The organism is Streptomyces sp. NBC_00005, assembly GCF_045160215.1.
In the GTDB taxonomy this organism is placed as follows: Bacteria; Actinomycetota; Actinomycetes; order Streptomycetales; family Streptomycetaceae; genus Streptomyces.
The window spans coordinates 9127898-9143988 of record NZ_CP108316.1 but is presented as its reverse complement, the minus strand read 5'-3'; the positions used below and the strand labels follow the sequence as shown (position 1 = coordinate 9143988).

Here is a 16091-nt window from a genome sequence, read left to right as displayed (position 1 = left end):
CCCTTCCTTCACAGTGGTCGCATGAGTCGAGACATGTCTGAAGTGACACGTGCGAAGCAAGGCCGCCCCGTGTGGGCGGTCGTCCGGGGCTCCGTGGAGGGGTTCCACACATGGTGGACACGCCGCCACGGTCATGCACCTCCGACAGGCGATACCGACGCCCGGTCGCTGTCGGAGGAGCAGCAGGCCGGGCCGTCCGACGAGTCGTCGGCGAGGCCGGAGGCCGTGCCCGTGGAGAGCGCGCTGTGGCGGATGCGGACGACGGTGAAGGACGAACCGGGCTCGCTGGCCGCGCTGTGCACGGCGCTGGCCGGACGACGGGTCGACATCCTGAGCCTGCAGACGCATCCGCTCGCCGAGGGCACGGTGGACGAGTTCCTGCTGCGGGCTCCCGGTGAGCTGATGGCGTCCGAGCTCGCCCGGGTGGTCTCGCTGGCCGGGGGCTTCGACACCTGGATCGAGCGGGCCGATGCCCACGATCTGGTGGACGCGCCGACCCGGGTCCTGGGCCTGGCCGCCCGCACCGCCCTGGACGCGGCGGAACTGCCGCTCGCGCTACGGCAGTTGCTGGGCCGGTGCACCATCCGCCAGCTGCCCGCCGCGCCGGTAGGCGGCGGCCGGCGCCCGGAGGGGGTGCCGGTGGAGGGAGCTCTTGAGGAGACCATGATGCGACTGCGGGCGCCGGACGGCGGAGTGATCACCGTGGAGCGGCCGTATCTGCCGTTCACCCCGACCGAGTTCGCGCGGGCGCGGGCGCTGGTGGAGCTGGACGCCCGGCTCGGGCCGCGCGTGCCGCACAGCCAGGACGTACTGACGCTGCCCGAGGGCAACGAGATCACCATGCGCCGGGCCGACGCGCGCGACCTGGAGGCGGCGAAGGCGATGCAGGAGCGGTGCTCGGCGCGCACGCTCGGCATGCGCTACCACGGGCCGGTCGGCGACGCGGATCGCTACCTCAACCACCTGCTCAGCCCGCGCTTCGGCCGCACCCTCGCCGTACAGTCCGCGTCGGGGCGAGTCGTCGGCCTCGGCCACCTGCTGTGGGACGGGGACGAGACGGAGGTCGCGCTGCTGATCGAGGACAAGTGGCAGCGCCGCGGCGTCGGCGGTGAACTGCTGGAACGCCTGGTGGCGATGGCGGTCGAGGCGGGCTGCGCCAGCGTGTACGCCGTGACGCAGGCGTCCAACACCGGCATGGTCGCGGCCATGCGTGGCCTGGGGCTCCCCCTCGACTACCAGATCGAGGAGGGCACCCTGGTCATCACGGCCCGCCTAGACGCTCTGCCGGTTCGGCCGGAGGACGCGGTCGGGGTCACCGGCCGGCTGTCGAGTGCGGGTGAGGTCGGCAAGGGCGAGGCGCCGTAGAGGTTGCGGATCGGTCAGCGGCTGCCGGTGGGCTGCGACTGGTCGCGCCCACGCGGCCAAGCCGCGTATGGATCACGCGGTGAAGCCGCGTATTGATACAGCCCCGCGCCCCTTTCGGGGCGCACCGCCGGCGTCCCCAACGCCCCGTCCAGGTCGGCCCACAGGTCGTCGACGTCCTCCAGCCCCACCGACAGCCGCAGCAGCCGGTCGCTCACCCCGGCGCCCCTGCGGTCCTCCGCGTCCACGATGCGGTGGCTGATGGAGGCCGGGTGCTGGATGAGGGTGTCGACGCTGCCCAGGCTGACCGCCGGGGTGATCAGGTGGACGCCGGCGATGACCTCGTGCGGGTCGCCGGCCACCTCGAAGGCGATCATCGCGCCGCCGATGCGCGGGTAGTGGACGCGGGTGACACGCGGGTCGGCGGCGAGGCGGCGGACGAGTTCGGCGGCGTTCGCGGAGGCGGCCCGGACGCGCACCGGCAGCGTCGCGAGGCCGCGCAGCAGCAGGTAGCCGGCCAGGGGGTGCAGGACACCGCCCGTGGCGAACCGCACCTGCCGCAGCCGCCCGGCGAACTCCTCGTCGCAGGCCACCACGCCCGCCATCACGTCCCCGTGCCCACCGAGGTACTTGGTGGCGCTGTGCAGCACCAGCCGGGCGCCGAGCGAGGCGGGGCGCTGCAGCACCGGCGTGGCGAAGGTGTTGTCGGCGAGCAGCGGGACGGAGCCGCAGGCGTGGGCGACGGCCCGCAGGTCGACTTCGGCCAGGGTCGGGTTGGCCGGGGACTCCACCATCACCAGGCCGGTGTCGGGGCGCAGCGCGTCCGCGATGCCGGCCGGGTCGGTCCACGTCACCTCGGAGCCGAGCAGTCCGGCGGTCAGCAGGTGGTCGCTGCAGCCGTACAGAGGGCGTACGGCGACGACGTGGCGCAGGCCCGCCGACGCCCGTACCAGCAGGACGGCGGTCAGGGCGGCCATGCCGCTGGCGAACGCCACCGCGGACTCGGTGCCCTCGAGGCGGGCCAGCGCGGTCTCGAAGCGGGCGACGGTCGGGTTGCCGAGACGCCCGTAGACGGGCGGGCCCTCGGGCTCGGCACCGGTGGTGGCGAAGGCGTCGATGCGGGCGGCCTCGCCACGGCTGTCGTACGAGGGATAGGTGGTCGACAGGTCGATGGGCGCGGCGTGCAGTCCCTGCCGGGCGAGGTCGTCGCGTCCGGCATGGACGGCTTCGGTGGCCAGTGCTCTCGTGGAGTGGGAGTCCATGGTCGGAAGAATGAACAACCACCGGGGCACGGAGGCACAACACCGTGCTACGTTCGGCCAATGGCCGAATCTGTCGCACTGGATCCGGTGGATCTCCATCTGCTGCGCCTGCTGCAGAACGACGCCCGGACCACCTATCGCGACCTCGCCGCGCAGATCGGCGTGGCGCCCTCGACGTGCCTCGACCGCGTGACCCGGTTGCGCCGCTCGGGCGTGATCCTCGGGCATCAGCTACGGCTCGATCCGGCCAAACTCGGGCGCGGTCTCGAGGCCCTGCTCTCCGTGCAGGTCAGGCCCCACCGGCGGGAGTTGGTGGGCCCGTTCGTGGAGCGGATCCGGGCATTGCCGGAGTCCCGTACCGTCTTCCATCTGACCGGCCCCGACGACTACCTCGTGCATGTCGCGGTCGCGGACATGGCGGACCTGCAGCGGCTGGTCCTGGACGGGTTCACGTCGCGGCCCGAAGTGGCCCGCGTGGAGACCCGGTTGATCTTCCAGCAGTGGGACTGCGGACCGCTCCTCCCGCCTACGCCGTCGGCTCAATCCGGGTGACGTGCGGCGGGCCGTCGTACGAGGATGGCCGCATGTCACAGACCACGAACCCGCTGCCCCGCGAGGTCGCCGACGCGTATGTCGACGAGCTCGTCGCCCTGGACCCGATCACCGGCACCTTCCTCGGCGTGAAGGAGAGTTCGAGCAGGTTGCCCGACACCTCGCCGGCGGGCGAGGAGGCGCTCGCGGAACTGGGGCGCCGGACGCTGGCCCGGCTCGACGAGGCAGAGCGACAGCCCGGCGCGGACAGCGACGTCGAGCGCCGGTGCGCGCGCCTTCTGCGCGAGCGGCTCACCGCAGGTCTCGCCGTGCACGAGGCCGAGGAGGGCCTGCGCGCCGTCAGCAATCTGAGTTCCCCCGCCCATGCGGTACGTCAGGTGTTCACGGTGACCCCGGCGCAGTCCGAGGAGGACTGGACGGCGATCGCCGAGCGGCTGCGCGCGGTCCCGGCCGCGCTGGAGGGCTATCAGGAGTCCCTGGCCCTCGGCCTGGAGCGGAAGCTGTACGGCGGCCCGCGCGCCACGGCCACGTTCGTCGAGCAGCTGGGCCAGTGGGCCGACGCGGACGGTGAAGGGCACGGCTGGTTCGAGCAGTACGCGATCGCCGGGCCGGACTCGCTGAGGTCGGAGCTGGACACGGCCGCCCGCTCCGCCACGGCGGCCGTCGTCAGGCTGCGCGACTGGATGCGGGACGTGTACGCGCCGGCCGTCGAGGGCACGCCGGACGTGGTGGGCCGCGAGCGGTACGCCTGCTGGGTCCGCTACTTCAACGGTACGGATCTCGACCTGGACGAGGCGTACGCGTACGGCTGGTCCGAGTACCACCGCCTGCTGGGCGAGATGAAGGCCGAGGCCGAGAAGATCCTGCCCGGCGCGGCCACCCCATGGGTGGCGCTGGCGCACCTGGACGAGCAGGGCACGCACATCGAGGGCGTCGACGAGGTGCAGCGCTCGCTGCAGTCCCTGATGGACGAGGCGATCGACAGGCTGGACGGCACCCACTTCGACCTTGCCGAACGGGTACGGCGGGTCGAGTCCCGGATCGCCCCTCCCGGCAGCGCGGCGGCGCCGTACTACACGCCCCCGTCGGACGACTTCTCGCGCCCGGGCTGCACCTGGCTGCCCACCATGGGCCAGACCCGCTTCCCCGTCTACGACCTGGTGTCCACCTGGTACCACGAGGGCGTGCCGGGCCACCACCTCCAGCTGGCGCAGTGGAAGCACGTGGCCGAGAACCTCTCCCGTTACCAGGCGAGCGTGGGCATGGTCAGTGCCAACGCCGAGGGCTGGGCGCTGTACGCGGAGCGGCTGATGGACGAGCTGGGCTTCCTGACGGATCCGGAGCGCAGGCTGGGCTACCTGGACGCCCAGATGATGCGTGCCGCGCGGGTGATCATCGACATCGGCATGCATCTGGAGCTGACGATCCCGGACGACTCCCCCTTCCACCCCGGGGAGCGCTGGACGCCCGAGCTGGCGCAGGAGTTCTTCGGCGCGCACAGCAGCCGTCCCGCGGACTTCGTGGAGAGCGAGCTGACCCGCTACCTGTCCATGCCGGGCCAGGCCATCGGCTACAAGCTGGGCGAGCGTGCCTGGCTGCTGGGCCGGGAGAAGGCGCGCGAGCGGCAGGGCGAGGCGTTCGACCTCAAGACCTGGCACATGGCCGCTCTCTCCCAGGGCTCGCTGGGCCTGGACGATCTGGTGGACGAGCTCTCGCAGCTGTGAGCCATGCCGCTCTGATCAGTGCCCCTGTGATCAGAGCGGAACTGATCAACGCCGGAACCCTCCTTCCGAGTTGATGACCTCACCGGTGATCCAGTCCGCCTCGTCCGTGGCGAGCCACGCGATGAGGCGGGCCGGGTCGTCGGGCATGCCCCAGCTGCCTGCGGGAAAGCGGTCGGCGATCGCCTCGTACGTCTCCCCGGTCGCGTAACCCGTGTCCACCGGACCGGGGTTGACGGTGTTCACCGTGATCGCGTGCTCGGCGAGCGTGGTCGACAGGGAGCGCGTGATCGAGGCGAGGGCGCCCTTCTGGAGGGCGTAGGCGATCTCGTCCGGCATGCCGCCCGCGATGTCCTGACCGGAGGTCATCATCACGACACGTCCGCCTGGAGTGCGCGCCGGCAGTCCGGCGCGGTGCCGGGCGTAGGCCTGGACGAGGAGCAGCACCGAGCGGGTGTCGACCGCCCAGTGCGCGTCGAGCATCGCGGCGTCGATCGTGTCGAGGGTGCCGTCGCTGCCGCTGAGGGCGTGGTTGGCGACGACGATGTCGAGCCGGCCGCCGAGTGCCGTGGCGGCCGTGGCGATCAGTTCGGCGGGCGTGGCCGGGTCGGCGAGGTCACCGGGGCCCGCGGCGACCCGGGCCGCGGGATCGCCGAGTGCCGCACGCACGGAGGCGATCACGTCCTCGCCGCGGTCGGCTCCCCAGGGCATGGCGGCGTCGTGCGGCACGTGATGGTGCAGATAGACGCTCGCCCCGTAGGCGGCGAGCCGCCGGGCCACGGCGTGTCCGATGCCCGCGCGTCTGCTGGCCCCGGTCACCAGGGCGGTACGGCCGCGCAGGGGCAGGGGGTCACGGCGCAGGTCTTCGGGCGCGGGGTGCGGGAGTCGGGGCATGGACGACCATGATGGGGAACGCTCCGACCCGACGCACGCGATTATCCCCGCGAGGCTGCCGCGGAAGTCGTCACACGCACCACGGACGTCCTCGCACGGCTGCCGAAGTCGTCGCACGTGCTAAGAAGCCCGCCCCAAGTGCTAAGGAATCCGCCGCAGTTGTACGAGGCCGAGCCAAGTCTCCGGTCCCGGCTGGACGTTGGCCGCGCGCACCGCGTACTTCCCGGGTTCCAGTTCGACGCGGAGGCGGTCGGTCCGGTCCGTTTCGGTGCCGGGCCAGGCCGAGTCAAACAGGACGACCGTGCCGGGCACTTCCCAGCACATCTCGCGTTCCCAGTCCGCCGTGGCGAGGGCCGCCGGGACGCCGGCCAGGAGTTCTTCCTCGGAGTGCGCCGCCCACCACCGTACGAAGGTGCCGTGTTCCGGCAGGAAGGCGGTGGAGGCGGGTTCGTCGCCCAGGACCAGGGCGGCCGAGTCGCCGACCGGGAGCAGCCCGACGAAACCGTCGACCTCGCAGGCCCGGTCGTAGTCGGAGGCGTTCTCCTCGCCGTCGGCGCCCGCCCAGAACGACAGAACCGCCTCCGGCACCGCTATGAGCGGCCCGCCGCCCGATTCGACCCACTCCACCGCACCGGGTTCCGCGTATCGCACCATGGCGCAGAACCGTACACGCACAGCGAACCCGCAAATTCGCTGTCCCCCTTCCCTCCCCATGCGCCACCCTCGACAACCATGACCATCCGGACCCTTTTCCTCTCCCCGCGCGTCACCGCGACCGGCCACGCCCTGGCCCGGGCGGCACGGCGGCGCGCCATGCACGTCGAGACGCTGCGGGACTGGCGGGTGCCGGAGCAGTGGCGTTCAGCGCCCGGAGCGTCGCTGTACGCCGGTCCGCTGTTCGCGGACACCGTGGCGGGGGAACTGGCGCTCGGGCTGCTGGAGGCCCCGGCGGACTGGCTCGCCCGGCTGCCGTACGAACTCACCCGCAGGGACATCGAGTTCACGACGGTCGCCGAGGCGCGGCAGCTGCGGCGCCCCGCCTTCGTGAAGCCGCCCAACGACAAGAGCTTCCCCGCGCGCGTGTATCCGGACGGGAGCGGGCTGCCGGGTTCCGACGCGGTCGACGACGGCGAACCGGTGCTGGTGAGCGACATCGTGGCGTTCGCCGTCGAGTACCGGCTGTTCCTCCTCGACGGCGAGGTACGCACCGGCAGCCGGTACGCGACCCGCGGCGGCCTCGACGTCGTACCGCTGGAGCAGGACCCGAGCCATCGTGAAGTACTGGCGTTCGCCGGGGAGTTGGCCTCGTCGGAGTTGCCGAGCGCGATCGTGGTGGACGTCGGTCTGATCGACGGCGCCGGCTGGGCCGTCGTCGAGGCCAACGCGGCCTGGGCCAGCGGGCATTACGCCTGCGACGAGGATGCCGCGCTGGACGTGGTGCTGCGCGCGGCGCGCCCGGCGACGGAGTTCGCCACGGCGGACCGGCGCTTCCTGCGGCCGGTGCCCGACGTCGTACGGGACTGAACGGGACGCCGGTTGCGGCTGCGGACCGCGCTGTCAGCAGCCGCAGTCCTCCGCGTCCACCGGCGCCGTCAGCGGGTCGGCGCCGCGGCGCTCGCGGCCCTCCCAGGTCTCGTACGCGAAGCCCTCGCGCGCCCAGTACTCGAAGCCGCCGAGCATCTCCTTGACCTGGTAGCCGAGTTCGGCGAGGGCGAGCGCGGCCCGGCTCGCGCCGTTGCAGCCGGGGCCCCAGCAGTACGTGACCACCGGCACAGACCTGTCGAGGAGTTGTTCGGCCTGCTCGGGGATGAGCGCGGTCGGCAGGTGGATCGCGCCGGGGACGTGGCCCTGGTCCCAGGACTCGGTGGACCGGGAGTCCAGGACGACGAACCCGAGGTCGCCGCCCGCGGCGAGCGCGGCAGCGACGTCCGACACGTCGGCGTGGAAGACGAGGCTCGCGCGGAAGTAGGCGGCGGCCTCGGCCGGGGCCGCCGGGGCGACGCGCAGGACGGGGTTGACGGCGGTCGTGGTGCTGCTCATGATCTGGCCTTTCGCCGACGGTTCGACTTCGACTTCTTCGACTTCTGGGACTTCTTCCACTTCATCGACTTCGCTACGACCAGAAATCTACGGTTGGAGATCACCTCCCAGAAGGGGCGTTCCCCGGCAGGACCCTTGCCCGGCCGGGGATTCCCCTGCTATTCCTCGACCATGACCGTGTTTTCCCCGGACGCCACCGACTGGCGCATCCTCGATGTCCTCCAGCGCGAGGGCCGCGCGAGCTTCGCGGAGCTGGCACGTGCCGTCTCCATGTCGCCGAGCGCGGTCACCGAGCGGGTGCGCCGCCTGGAGGAGGCGGGCGTGATCCAGGGGTACGCCGCCGTCGTGGACCCCGACCGGCTGGGCCTGCCGATCCTCGCGTTCGTCCGGCTGCGGTATCCGAACGGCAACTACAAGCCCTTCCACGACCTGGTCGCCGTGACGCCCGAGATCCTCGAGGCCCACCATGTGACGGGCGACGACTGCTTCGTGATCAAGGTCGCCGCTCGCTCGATGCGCCACCTGGAAGAGGTGTCCGGCAAGATCGGCACGCTCGGCTCGGTGACCACGAGCGTCGTCTACTCGTCCCCGCTGCCCCGGCGCCCCCTGGGCCACTGACTCAGCCGGTTCATCCGGCTCGTCCGGCGTCTCGCTGCCGCAGCACGGAGCCGGATCTCCCCTTCACGACCTCCAGTTGGGCGTGGATGCGGCGTCTCAGGTCTGCCACATGGCTGACGATGCCGACGCTGCGGTCGCGCTCGCGCAGGGAGTCGAGCACGTCGAGGACCTCGTCGAGGGTCTGGTCGTCGAGGCTGCCGAAGCCCTCGTCGATGAAGAGCGTGTCCAGGCGGACTCCGCCGGCCTCGTCGGTGACGACGTCCGCGAGGCCGAGGGCGAGGGCGAGCGAGGCGAAGAACGTCTCGCCGCCGGACAGGGTCGCCGTGTCCCGCTCGCGTCCGGTCCAGGCGTCGACGACGTGCAGTCCGAGACCGCTGCGGCCACGTCCGGCCCGGTCGGCCGAGTGGACGAGGGTGTAACGGCCGGACGACATGCGCTGCAGCCGTACGGTCGCCGCGGCGGCCACCTGTTCCAGGCGGGCAGCCAGCACGTACGACTCCAGGCGCATCTTCCGCTCGTTCTCCGCCGAGGTGCCCGCGGCGAGGGAGGCCAGGCGGGCCACCCGGTCGTACTCGTCGCGCAGCGGGGCCAGACGTCGTACGCCCGCGGCCGACCGGGCGGAGAGCCGGTCGAGTTCGGTGCAGCGGCGGGCCGCCGCGTCGCGCGCGGACGCGGCGTCGCGCAGCCGCTGTGCCGCGACGGCGGCGGCCCGTTCCACCGACGTGAGGTCTACGGGCGGCTGCTGGGCGGCGGCCGCGGTGTCGGCCTCGGCGAGGACGGCACGCACGGCCGCTTCCTCGGACTGCCAGGCGTCCAGCCGGTGTTGGAGCCGGCGGTGGGAGGCGTCGTCGAGGAGTGCGGCGGCCGCGGCCTGCGGGGTGTCGAATCCGGCACGGAAGGCGGCGTCGGCGAGGCGGGCGTCCGCGTCCTTGAGCCGCTGGGCGGTGTCCTCGGCGGCCCGCGCGGTGTCGGCGCCCTCGGTGAGCAGCGCGACCTGCCGCTCCAGCTGCGCGGCCCGCGCGGCCACGCTGTCGGCGGCGCCTCGCGCCTGCGTCAACTCCTGCTCCAGGACGGTCCGTTCGCGGTCGAGCCGCTCACGGTGACCCACCCGCGAGGCGGCTCTGACCGCCGCCTGCTGCCGCACCTCGGTCCGCCGCTCGTGCTCCTGCTCCGCCCGCCGCTGCTCCTCGCTCGCCGGGTGCAGCTCGGAGGCGGCTGCGCGTGCCCGCGCGTACAGCCGCTCCAACTCCTCGACTTCTTCGGCCAGTCGGGCCGTGGGCGTGTCTCCCGCCTCGGCGGTGGCAGCGGCCAGCGCCTCTCGTACGACACCGAGGCGCCGCTCGTTTTCGGCCCGCTGTTCGTCGGCGCGCTGGTAGGCGGCGAGGGCGCGCTCCTCCGCCTCGCGGTCGACGTGCCCGGCGACCTTGCGCGCGGGGGCGGGGTGTTCGGTGGCTCCGCAGACGGAGCAGGGCTCGCCGTCGGTGAGGCCGACAGCCAGCTCGGCCGCGATGCCGTTCAGCCGCTGTTCCTTGAGGTCGAGCCAGTGGGCGCGGGCCTCCGTGGCACGCTCGCGGGAGGCGAGGACGCGCGCCTGGGCCTCGTCGGTGTCGCGGGCGAACTGGTCGCGCTGGCGGGCCGCGCCGAGCCTGCGCTGCCCGGGCTCGCGCTGCACGCCGAGCTGCTCGGCCCTCGTCGCGGCCTCCTGCGCGGACTCGATGCGGGCCTGCAGTCCGGCGCGGGTCGTGTCCCAGTCCGCGAGCCAGGTCTCGGCCTCCTGCAGCACGTCCTCGTCGGCGCGCTCCTGCCGGTCCAAGTCGGCGCGCTCCGCGAGGAGTTGAGCCAGTCGCTGTTCGGCGCGGCGGGCGGACTCCAGGCCACCCAGCTCTTCGGCGGTCCGACGCGCGGCGGCCGCGAGCCCGGCGGCACCCGCGTCCGCGAGGCTGCCTTGCAAGCCCTCGAACCCGGCCGTGTCGGCGTCGACCACAGCGCCCCGGGCCTCGGCCGCAGGCTCCTCCGCACCAGCCTCGATGAACGCGCCCCGCGCTCCCCCGAGCCCCGCTTCACCACTGTCCGTGCACGCGCCCCACGGCTCGGCGAGCCCGGTCGCACCCGCACCGGCACCCTTCGGCCGGGCCCCGGCCTGTCCGTCGCCCAAGACGCCCCGCAGCAGCGCACGCGCGCGTGCCTCCGCCTGCGCGGCCCTGCGGTGTTCCGCCTCGGCGGCCTCCCGCAGTTCGAGAGCCGGCGCGACCGCCTCGGCCTTGCGGCCCCGCTCCATGCGCGCCTGTGCCTCCCGGTGCGCGTCGGCATGTTCCTCCAGGCGCGCGGCACGCTCCCTCGCCTCCGCGAACCGCCGCTGCAGCCGGGCCACTTCGCGTACGTCGCCCAGCGCTCGCTCGGCCGCCGCCTGCGCGGACTCGGCGGCCGTGCGGCGGCAGTGGGCGATGGTCAGCTGTTCGCGGGCGGTGCTGCGGGCGACGGCGGCCGCGGTCAGCACCGCCTCGGTCAGCCCCGGCTCGCCCGGCTGCAGCTCCGGCAGCTCCAGGGCGCCGTCCGCCGCCTGCTGCATGCGGTGCGCGTCGGCCAGCAGCGCGGCGTCCCCTTCGCGCACCTGGGCCTCGGCCGCGCGACGCCGCTCGACCAGGCGCTTCTCGGCCTCGGCGAACCGGTGGGTGTCGAAGAGACGGCCCAGCAGCTTGCCGCGCGCCTCGGCGTCGGCGCGCAGGAAGCGCGCGAAGTCGCCCTGGGGCAGCAGCACGACCTGGCAGAACTGCTCGCGGCTCATGCCGAGCAGCTGGGTGATCTCCTCGCCGATCTCCTGATGCGAGCGGCTGAGGTCCTTCCAGGCGCCCGCCGTCGCGTCGTACTCGCGCAGCCAGCTCTGGGCCTTCTCCAGCGTCGTGCCCGAGCCGCGCTTCTTGGGGCGCTCCCAGGGCGGCTGCCGCGTGACCTCCAACCGGCGTCCGGCGACGGTCAGTTCGAGGGTCACCTCGGTGCGCGTACTGGTCGCGGCGTGGTCGCTGCGCAGGGCGAGGCCCTGGCCGCTCTGGCGGGCGCCGGGGACGGAGCCGTAGAGCGCGTAGCACACGGCGTCGAGGACGGACGTCTTGCCCGCTCCCGTCGGTCCGTGCAGCAGGAAGAGGCCGGCCGCCGACAACTCGCCGAAGTCGACGGTCTGGGATCCGCCGAACGGCCCGAAGGCCGTGATGTCCATCCGGTGCAGCCTCATCGCGCCACCTCCCGCACGGCCTCGTCCGCGCGTACGGCGTCGAACGCGTCCCGCAGGACGGCCTGTTCGCGCTCGTCCGGTCCGGCCCCGCGCACATGGGCGACGAAGTCCTCCGCGATCTGCTGGTCGCTGCGGCCCGCGAGCCGCCTGGCGTACGACACGTCGGGGTCGTCCGGTGCCCGCTCGGGGTCGAAGACCAGGCTGAGGGTGTGCGGGAAGCGCTCGGTGAGGCGGGCCATGGGGTCGGCCGGGCGGACCGGGTCGGTGAGGGTGGCCTCGACCCATGCCTCCTCGTGGCGCGAGAGCTCCGGATCGGCCAGCAGCTCCTCCAAGGACCCGCGGATCCGGGCGAGCGCGCGCGGCACCGGGCAGTCGAGGCGCTCGGCGGCAATGGAGCCGTCGGCGCCGAGGTCGACGAGCCACATGGTCTTGCGGTGGTCGGCCTCCGAGAAGGAGTACGGCAGCGGGGAGCCGGAGTAGCGCACGCGCTCGGTGATGGTCTGGCTGCCGTGCAGGTGGCCGAGCGCCGCGTAGTCCACGCCGTCGAAGACCCCGGCGGGCACGGCGGCGACCCCGCCGACGGTGATGTCCCGCTCGCTGTCGCTGGCCTCGCCCCCGGTGACGAAGGCGTGCGCGAGGACGACGGAGCGGGTACCGCTCGCGCGGGTGGCGAGGTCGGCACGGACCCGGTCCATGGCGGCGGCGAGCACGGCCTCGTGCCCGGCCTTCTCCACACCGAACTCGTCCTTCACCAGGGCCGGTTCGAGATACGGCAGCCCGTAGAAGGCCACATCGCCATGTGCGTCGGACAGCACCACCGGTGTCCCGCATGCCGACGGCTCGGTCCGCAGATGGATGCCCGCGCGCCCGATGAGGCCGGCGCCGACGCCCAGCCGGCGGGCCGAGTCGTGGTTCCCGGAGATCATCACCGTGGGCACACCGAGGTCGGCGAGGCGGTGCAGGGCGTCGTCGTACAGCTCGACCGCGGCGAGCGGCGGCACCGCCCGGTCGTACACATCCCCCGACACGACCACCGCGTCCACGCCGCGCTCACGCACGGTCGTGACGAGGTGGCCGATGAACTCGGCCTGGGCCCCGAGCATGGTGACCCGGTGGAACGCCCGGCCGAGATGCCAGTCGGAAGTGTGCAGCAGTCGCATGATCCCCGAGACTAACGGCCGGGTCTGACACCACGGGCGGTTACTCCCGTATCGGCCCGTCATGAACCGTCCCGTACCGTTCCGTTACGCCCGTTTCCTACCGAACGTCATGCGTCCCCGTAGGCCTCTCCGCCCAGTTCGAACCCGGCCGTCCCGGCGGTCACGTCCGCGAGCCAGGCCCGGAAGGCGTCCACGTCGGCGTCCGGCAGGCCGATCTCGATGGTGACCGCCTCCCCGTAGCGCACGTCGCGCACCTCGCGTCCCGTCGAGTGCAGGTCGTTGTGGACCTTGCCGGCGCGCTGGTGGTCGACCGTCACCGTGGCCAGCCGGAACCTTCGGCGGGTGAGGGTGCCGAGGGTGTCCAGGGCCTCACCGACCGCGCCGCCGTAGGCCCGGATGAGCCCGCCCGCGCCGAGCTTGACCCCGCCGTAGTAGCGGGTGACGACGGCGACGACGTATCGCATGTCGCGGCGCAGCAGCATCTGGAGCATGGGGACGCCCGCGGTGCCGCCCGGTTCGCCGTCGTCGCTGGCCTTCTGGACCGAGGCGTCGGCACCGATGACGTAGGCCCAGCAGTTGTGGCTGGCGTCCGCGTGCCGCTTGCGCACGCCGGCGACGAAGTCCTGGGCCTCCTGCTCGGTGGCCGCCGGTGCCAGGGTGCACAGGAAGCGGGAGCGGTTGACCTCGGTCTCGTGCACGCCCGCGTGGGCGACCGTGCGGTACTCGTCCTGCATCCGGCCAGCCTATGCGGCCCAGGTGCACGCGCTTCCGCCGGAGGTACGGGCGGCGATGCCGCCGGCCGGGCGACCGCACAGGGCGGTCCCGCACCGCCCCCTTCAGCAGGAGGGCAGGTGGTGCCGGCTCAGCCCTTCTTCTTTCCGTCCTTCCTGCCCCGCGGCACGATCATGGTCGTCAGCAGCGCCGTGCCCGGGGCGAGCGCGTCCCAGGTGCTCCCGTGCCAGGCCAGTACCGCGATCGCCGCGGTCGGGAACTTCACCCGCACCTCGTCCAGCGCGCCGTCGAGACCGTCACCGGCCAGTTCGAGGACGAGTTCCTCGAGGCCGGGGTTGTGCCCGACCAGGAGCAGCGTCTCGACCTCGGCGGACACCTCGTGCACGGCCGTCAGCAGGTCGGTCACCTCGGCGGCGTACAGCCGTGGGTCACGGTGTACCGGCGGCGGTGTGCCCCACTCGGCCGAGGCGAGTTCCCAGGTCTGGCGCGCGCGTACGGCGGTGGAGCACAGGGCGAGGTCCGGGAGGCAGTCGGCCTCGACGAGCGCCCGGCCGGCGGCGGGCGCGTCCCGGCGGCCGCGTGGCGCGAGGGGACGCTCGTGGTCCGCGACGCCCGCCGGCCAGGCCGACTTGGCGTGCCGCAGGACCACCAGGCGGCGCAGCGGGCCCGCTCCCGTGCGCGCGATCACGCCGGGGCTCCGATGTCGCGGGTGAGGTCGAGGCCGAGCAGCCGGTCCGCGTAGGCGTACGTCTCGAAGCGGGCACCGTCCGGCGGCTCGGCCGCGGTCTCCATCCAGGTCAGCACGTCGAGCACCGCGGGAACGTCCAAGTCGTCCTCCCAGGCGGTACGAAGGCGGGCGCGCGCCTCGTCGGGAATCGGTCGGGACGGCTGCTGCGCCCAGGCGGCGACCTTGCGGCGCCAGCGCGCGAGGGTTGCCCGGGCCTCGGTCAGGGCTGCCGCGTCGAGCCGCACGGGCGCGTCCCGGCGTGGGGAGATCAGGGCCAGGCGCAGGACGGCCGGGTCGGCGCCCTCCGGGATGCCGGGTGCCTCCGCGTGGACGGGGGCGACGGCGACCCGGATGCCGTCGGGTGTCGCACCGCCCTCCGGCACGACGTGCAGGACCTGCGCCTCGCCCAGCCCGGGACCGACGTCCCGCCGGTCCTCGAAGGGCCGGATGCCGAGCGCCGCGGCCCCGGCCCGCAGTTCCGCCTGCTCCCGCTCACCGGTCAGCACGCCCCACACCGGAGTGCTGCCGAGCTCCAGGGCACGCACGAGAAGGTCGGCGACCAGCAGCACACGCAGGGCGCCGGTGTCGAAGCCCGCCAGATGGACTTCGACCCGGGTCAGACCTCGGCGGACGGGGGCGGCGTCGACGGACTCGCCGGTTCGGGCGTCGGAGATGCGCAGCACGAGGTGAGCGTAGGCGGGTGGGCGGCCATGCGCAGGCATCCGGCGCGATTTCCGGACGCGGGTGGCGGGATTGGACCAGGTGCGCGGGGCCTCGTGGCGCACGCGTACGCGTGCCGCGGTCCTCGCGTACACGTGACACACACGCGCGCGCGGCCGATCCCCACACCGTCGTACCTCTCACCGATGTCACTCATGTACGCGCGGCGTGTGGATCCGCACCCGGTCGAGCACCGCCACCGCCGAGGTCTCCCCCAGGACGTCCGCGACGTGCGGCAGGAAGTCCCGCAGGCGCGGCTCCTCGTCGACGATGACCACGGCGCACGGTCCCTTCGGTGCGAGCGGGGACCGCTTGGGATCGCCGGCCCCGAAGCCGGCGACTCCGTGGAAGACGCTCGCCCCGGTGAGGCCCTCGCGCCGCGCTCTGTGGACGAGTTCGGCGTAGGCCGGTCTGTGGTGCCACAGGACGGCCGCGTCGAGGTGGATGGTGAGGCGTGCGGCGAGCAGGTCGTACCCGGGCATCGGCCACCCCCTGCCGTGGGGACTGTCCCGACGGTACAGCGGCGCCGGGCCGCCGAACAGGCGTTCAGGGCGAGGCAGATGCCGGGGAATCATCCCGCGATCCCGGCCGTTGTCGGACAGGACGGGTGGGACAGGACAGCAGGTCCACGAGCGCAGGGAGGCCCGCGGTGTACGGCGACGAGGCAACGGTTCGCAAGATCCTCACCGAGTCCGGCGACACCTGGGCGGTGGTGGGCCTGTCGTCGAACGAGGGGCGCGCCGCATACGGCGTCGCCCGGGTGCTGCAGCGCTTCGGGAAGCGTGTCGTGCCCGTCCACCCCAAGGCGCAGACGGTGCACGGCGAGCAGGGGTACGCCTCCCTCGCCGACATCCCCTTCGACGTGGACGTCGTCGATGTCTTCGTGAACAGCGACCTGGCCGGGCCGATCGCCGACGAGGCCGTGGCGAAGGGTGCCAAGGCCGTCTGGTTCCAGCTCGGCGTGATCGACGAGGCGGCGTACGACCGTACGCGCGCGGCGGGCCTCGACATGGTGATGGACCGCTGCCCCGCCATCGAGATACCTCGCCTCCGCTGACCGGGGCGGGAGGGACG

The 16091-nt window shown here is 73.3% G+C and carries 16 protein-coding genes; 6 read left to right on the top strand and 10 right to left on the bottom strand.

Annotated elements, in window-relative coordinates; all coding sequences use genetic code 11:
* The first annotated feature begins 21 nt into the window (after positions 1 to 21).
* Positions 22 to 1365, top strand: a complete 1344-nt coding sequence (locus tag OG303_RS41740; RefSeq protein ID WP_405875108.1) for a GNAT family N-acetyltransferase — start codon at positions 22 to 24, stop codon at positions 1363 to 1365.
* A 14-nt stretch (positions 1366 to 1379) separates the two neighbouring features.
* On the opposite strand, the gene OG303_RS41735 is transcribed toward OG303_RS41740, so the two are convergent.
* Positions 1380 to 2624 carry a trans-sulfuration enzyme family protein gene (locus OG303_RS41735; protein WP_405875107.1) on the bottom strand — a complete coding sequence of 415 codons (1245 nt, stop codon included), beginning with the start codon at positions 2622 to 2624 and terminating at the stop codon, positions 1380 to 1382.
* A gap of 60 nt (positions 2625 to 2684) precedes the next feature.
* Here OG303_RS41735 and OG303_RS41730 point away from each other — a divergent pair, with 60 nt between their 5' ends.
* Both OG303_RS41730 and OG303_RS41725 read left to right on the top strand, forming a co-directional pair.
* Positions 2685 to 3176, top strand: a complete 492-nt coding sequence (locus OG303_RS41730) for an Lrp/AsnC family transcriptional regulator (RefSeq protein ID WP_405875106.1) — start codon at positions 2685 to 2687, stop codon at positions 3174 to 3176.
* Positions 3177 to 3208: 32 nt separating this feature from the next.
* On the top strand, positions 3209 to 4900 hold the full coding sequence (locus tag OG303_RS41725; RefSeq protein ID WP_405875105.1) for a DUF885 domain-containing protein: 1692 nt from the start codon (positions 3209 to 3211) through the stop codon (positions 4898 to 4900).
* A gap of 45 nt (positions 4901 to 4945) precedes the next feature.
* On the opposite strand, the gene OG303_RS41720 is transcribed toward OG303_RS41725, so the two are convergent.
* Both OG303_RS41720 and OG303_RS41715 read right to left on the bottom strand, forming a co-directional pair.
* Positions 4946 to 5791: an SDR family oxidoreductase gene (locus tag OG303_RS41720; RefSeq protein ID WP_405875104.1), complete on the bottom strand. Its 846-nt coding sequence runs from the start codon at positions 5789 to 5791 to the stop codon at positions 4946 to 4948.
* Positions 5792 to 5932: 141 nt separating this feature from the next.
* Positions 5933 to 6445 (bottom strand): immunity 21 family protein, encoded by a 513-nt coding sequence (locus tag OG303_RS41715; protein WP_405875103.1) that lies wholly within the window; start codon positions 6443 to 6445, stop codon positions 5933 to 5935.
* Positions 6446 to 6523: 78 nt separating this feature from the next.
* Here OG303_RS41715 and OG303_RS41710 point away from each other — a divergent pair, with 78 nt between their 5' ends.
* The gene (locus OG303_RS41710; protein WP_405875102.1) at positions 6524 to 7315 is read left to right on the top strand and encodes an ATP-grasp domain-containing protein; all 792 of its coding nucleotides are present in this window, start codon (positions 6524 to 6526) and stop codon (positions 7313 to 7315) included.
* 33 nt (positions 7316 to 7348) lie between these two features.
* Here the strand turns inward: OG303_RS41710 and OG303_RS41705 are convergent, their stop codons facing one another.
* Positions 7349 to 7831, bottom strand: coding sequence for a rhodanese-like domain-containing protein (locus tag OG303_RS41705; protein ID WP_405875101.1), 483 nt, complete (start codon positions 7829 to 7831; stop codon positions 7349 to 7351).
* Positions 7832 to 8002: 171 nt separating this feature from the next.
* On the opposite strand from OG303_RS41705, the gene OG303_RS41700 reads away from it, so the two are divergent.
* The gene (locus tag OG303_RS41700) at positions 8003 to 8449 is read left to right on the top strand and encodes an Lrp/AsnC family transcriptional regulator (RefSeq protein WP_405875100.1); all 447 of its coding nucleotides are present in this window, start codon (positions 8003 to 8005) and stop codon (positions 8447 to 8449) included.
* A gap of 10 nt (positions 8450 to 8459) precedes the next feature.
* Here OG303_RS41700 and OG303_RS41695 read toward each other — a convergent pair whose 3' ends face one another.
* From OG303_RS41695 to OG303_RS41670, 6 genes are all read right to left on the bottom strand, one after another.
* Positions 8460 to 11678, bottom strand: coding sequence for an AAA family ATPase (locus OG303_RS41695; protein WP_405875099.1), 3219 nt, complete (start codon positions 11676 to 11678; stop codon positions 8460 to 8462).
* Positions 11675 to 12838, bottom strand: a complete 1164-nt coding sequence (locus OG303_RS41690; protein ID WP_405875098.1) for an exonuclease SbcCD subunit D — start codon at positions 12836 to 12838, stop codon at positions 11675 to 11677. Before OG303_RS41690 ends, OG303_RS41695 begins: the two co-directional genes overlap by 4 nt.
* A 107-nt stretch (positions 12839 to 12945) precedes the next feature.
* Positions 12946 to 13572 (bottom strand): YigZ family protein, encoded by a 627-nt coding sequence (locus OG303_RS41685; protein ID WP_405875097.1) that lies wholly within the window; start codon positions 13570 to 13572, stop codon positions 12946 to 12948.
* Between the two features lie 128 nt (positions 13573 to 13700).
* Positions 13701 to 14258 (bottom strand): SixA phosphatase family protein, encoded by a 558-nt coding sequence (locus tag OG303_RS41680; RefSeq protein ID WP_405875096.1) that lies wholly within the window; start codon positions 14256 to 14258, stop codon positions 13701 to 13703.
* The gene (locus OG303_RS41675) at positions 14255 to 15019 is read right to left on the bottom strand and encodes a hypothetical protein (protein WP_405875095.1); all 765 of its coding nucleotides are present in this window, start codon (positions 15017 to 15019) and stop codon (positions 14255 to 14257) included. The genes OG303_RS41680 and OG303_RS41675 overlap by 4 nt, the downstream gene beginning before the upstream one ends.
* A 147-nt stretch (positions 15020 to 15166) precedes the next feature.
* Positions 15167 to 15499, bottom strand: coding sequence for a DUF190 domain-containing protein (locus OG303_RS41670; protein WP_405875094.1), 333 nt, complete (start codon positions 15497 to 15499; stop codon positions 15167 to 15169).
* A gap of 167 nt (positions 15500 to 15666) precedes the next feature.
* On the opposite strand from OG303_RS41670, the gene OG303_RS41665 reads away from it, so the two are divergent.
* Positions 15667 to 16074: a CoA-binding protein gene (locus OG303_RS41665; protein ID WP_405875093.1), complete on the top strand. Its 408-nt coding sequence runs from the start codon at positions 15667 to 15669 to the stop codon at positions 16072 to 16074.
* Positions 16075 to 16091: the final 17 nt, after the last annotated feature.

Excerpts from the sequence above, each read along its gene's own strand:
- OG303_RS41740 (WP_405875108.1), top strand. The coding sequence starts at position 22 with ATGAGTCGAGACATGTCTGAAGTGACACGTGCGAAGCAAGGCCGCCCC.
- OG303_RS41735 (WP_405875107.1), bottom strand. The coding sequence starts at position 2,624 with ATGGACTCCCACTCCACGAGAGCACTGGCCACCGAAGCCGTCCATGCC.
- OG303_RS41730 (WP_405875106.1), top strand. The coding sequence starts at position 2,685 with ATGGCCGAATCTGTCGCACTGGATCCGGTGGATCTCCATCTGCTGCGC.
- OG303_RS41725 (WP_405875105.1), top strand. The coding sequence starts at position 3,209 with ATGTCACAGACCACGAACCCGCTGCCCCGCGAGGTCGCCGACGCGTAT.
- OG303_RS41720 (WP_405875104.1), bottom strand. The coding sequence starts at position 5,791 with ATGCCCCGACTCCCGCACCCCGCGCCCGAAGACCTGCGCCGTGACCCC.
- OG303_RS41715 (WP_405875103.1), bottom strand. The coding sequence starts at position 6,445 with ATGGTGCGATACGCGGAACCCGGTGCGGTGGAGTGGGTCGAATCGGGC.
- OG303_RS41710 (WP_405875102.1), top strand. The coding sequence starts at position 6,524 with ATGACCATCCGGACCCTTTTCCTCTCCCCGCGCGTCACCGCGACCGGC.
- OG303_RS41705 (WP_405875101.1), bottom strand. The coding sequence starts at position 7,831 with ATGAGCAGCACCACGACCGCCGTCAACCCCGTCCTGCGCGTCGCCCCG.
- OG303_RS41700 (WP_405875100.1), top strand. The coding sequence starts at position 8,003 with ATGACCGTGTTTTCCCCGGACGCCACCGACTGGCGCATCCTCGATGTC.
- OG303_RS41695 (WP_405875099.1), bottom strand. The coding sequence starts at position 11,678 with ATGAGGCTGCACCGGATGGACATCACGGCCTTCGGGCCGTTCGGCGGA.
- OG303_RS41690 (WP_405875098.1), bottom strand. The coding sequence starts at position 12,838 with ATGCGACTGCTGCACACTTCCGACTGGCATCTCGGCCGGGCGTTCCAC.
- OG303_RS41685 (WP_405875097.1), bottom strand. The coding sequence starts at position 13,572 with ATGCAGGACGAGTACCGCACGGTCGCCCACGCGGGCGTGCACGAGACC.
- OG303_RS41675 (WP_405875095.1), bottom strand. The coding sequence starts at position 15,019 with ATGCCTGCGCATGGCCGCCCACCCGCCTACGCTCACCTCGTGCTGCGC.
- OG303_RS41670 (WP_405875094.1), bottom strand. The coding sequence starts at position 15,499 with ATGCCCGGGTACGACCTGCTCGCCGCACGCCTCACCATCCACCTCGAC.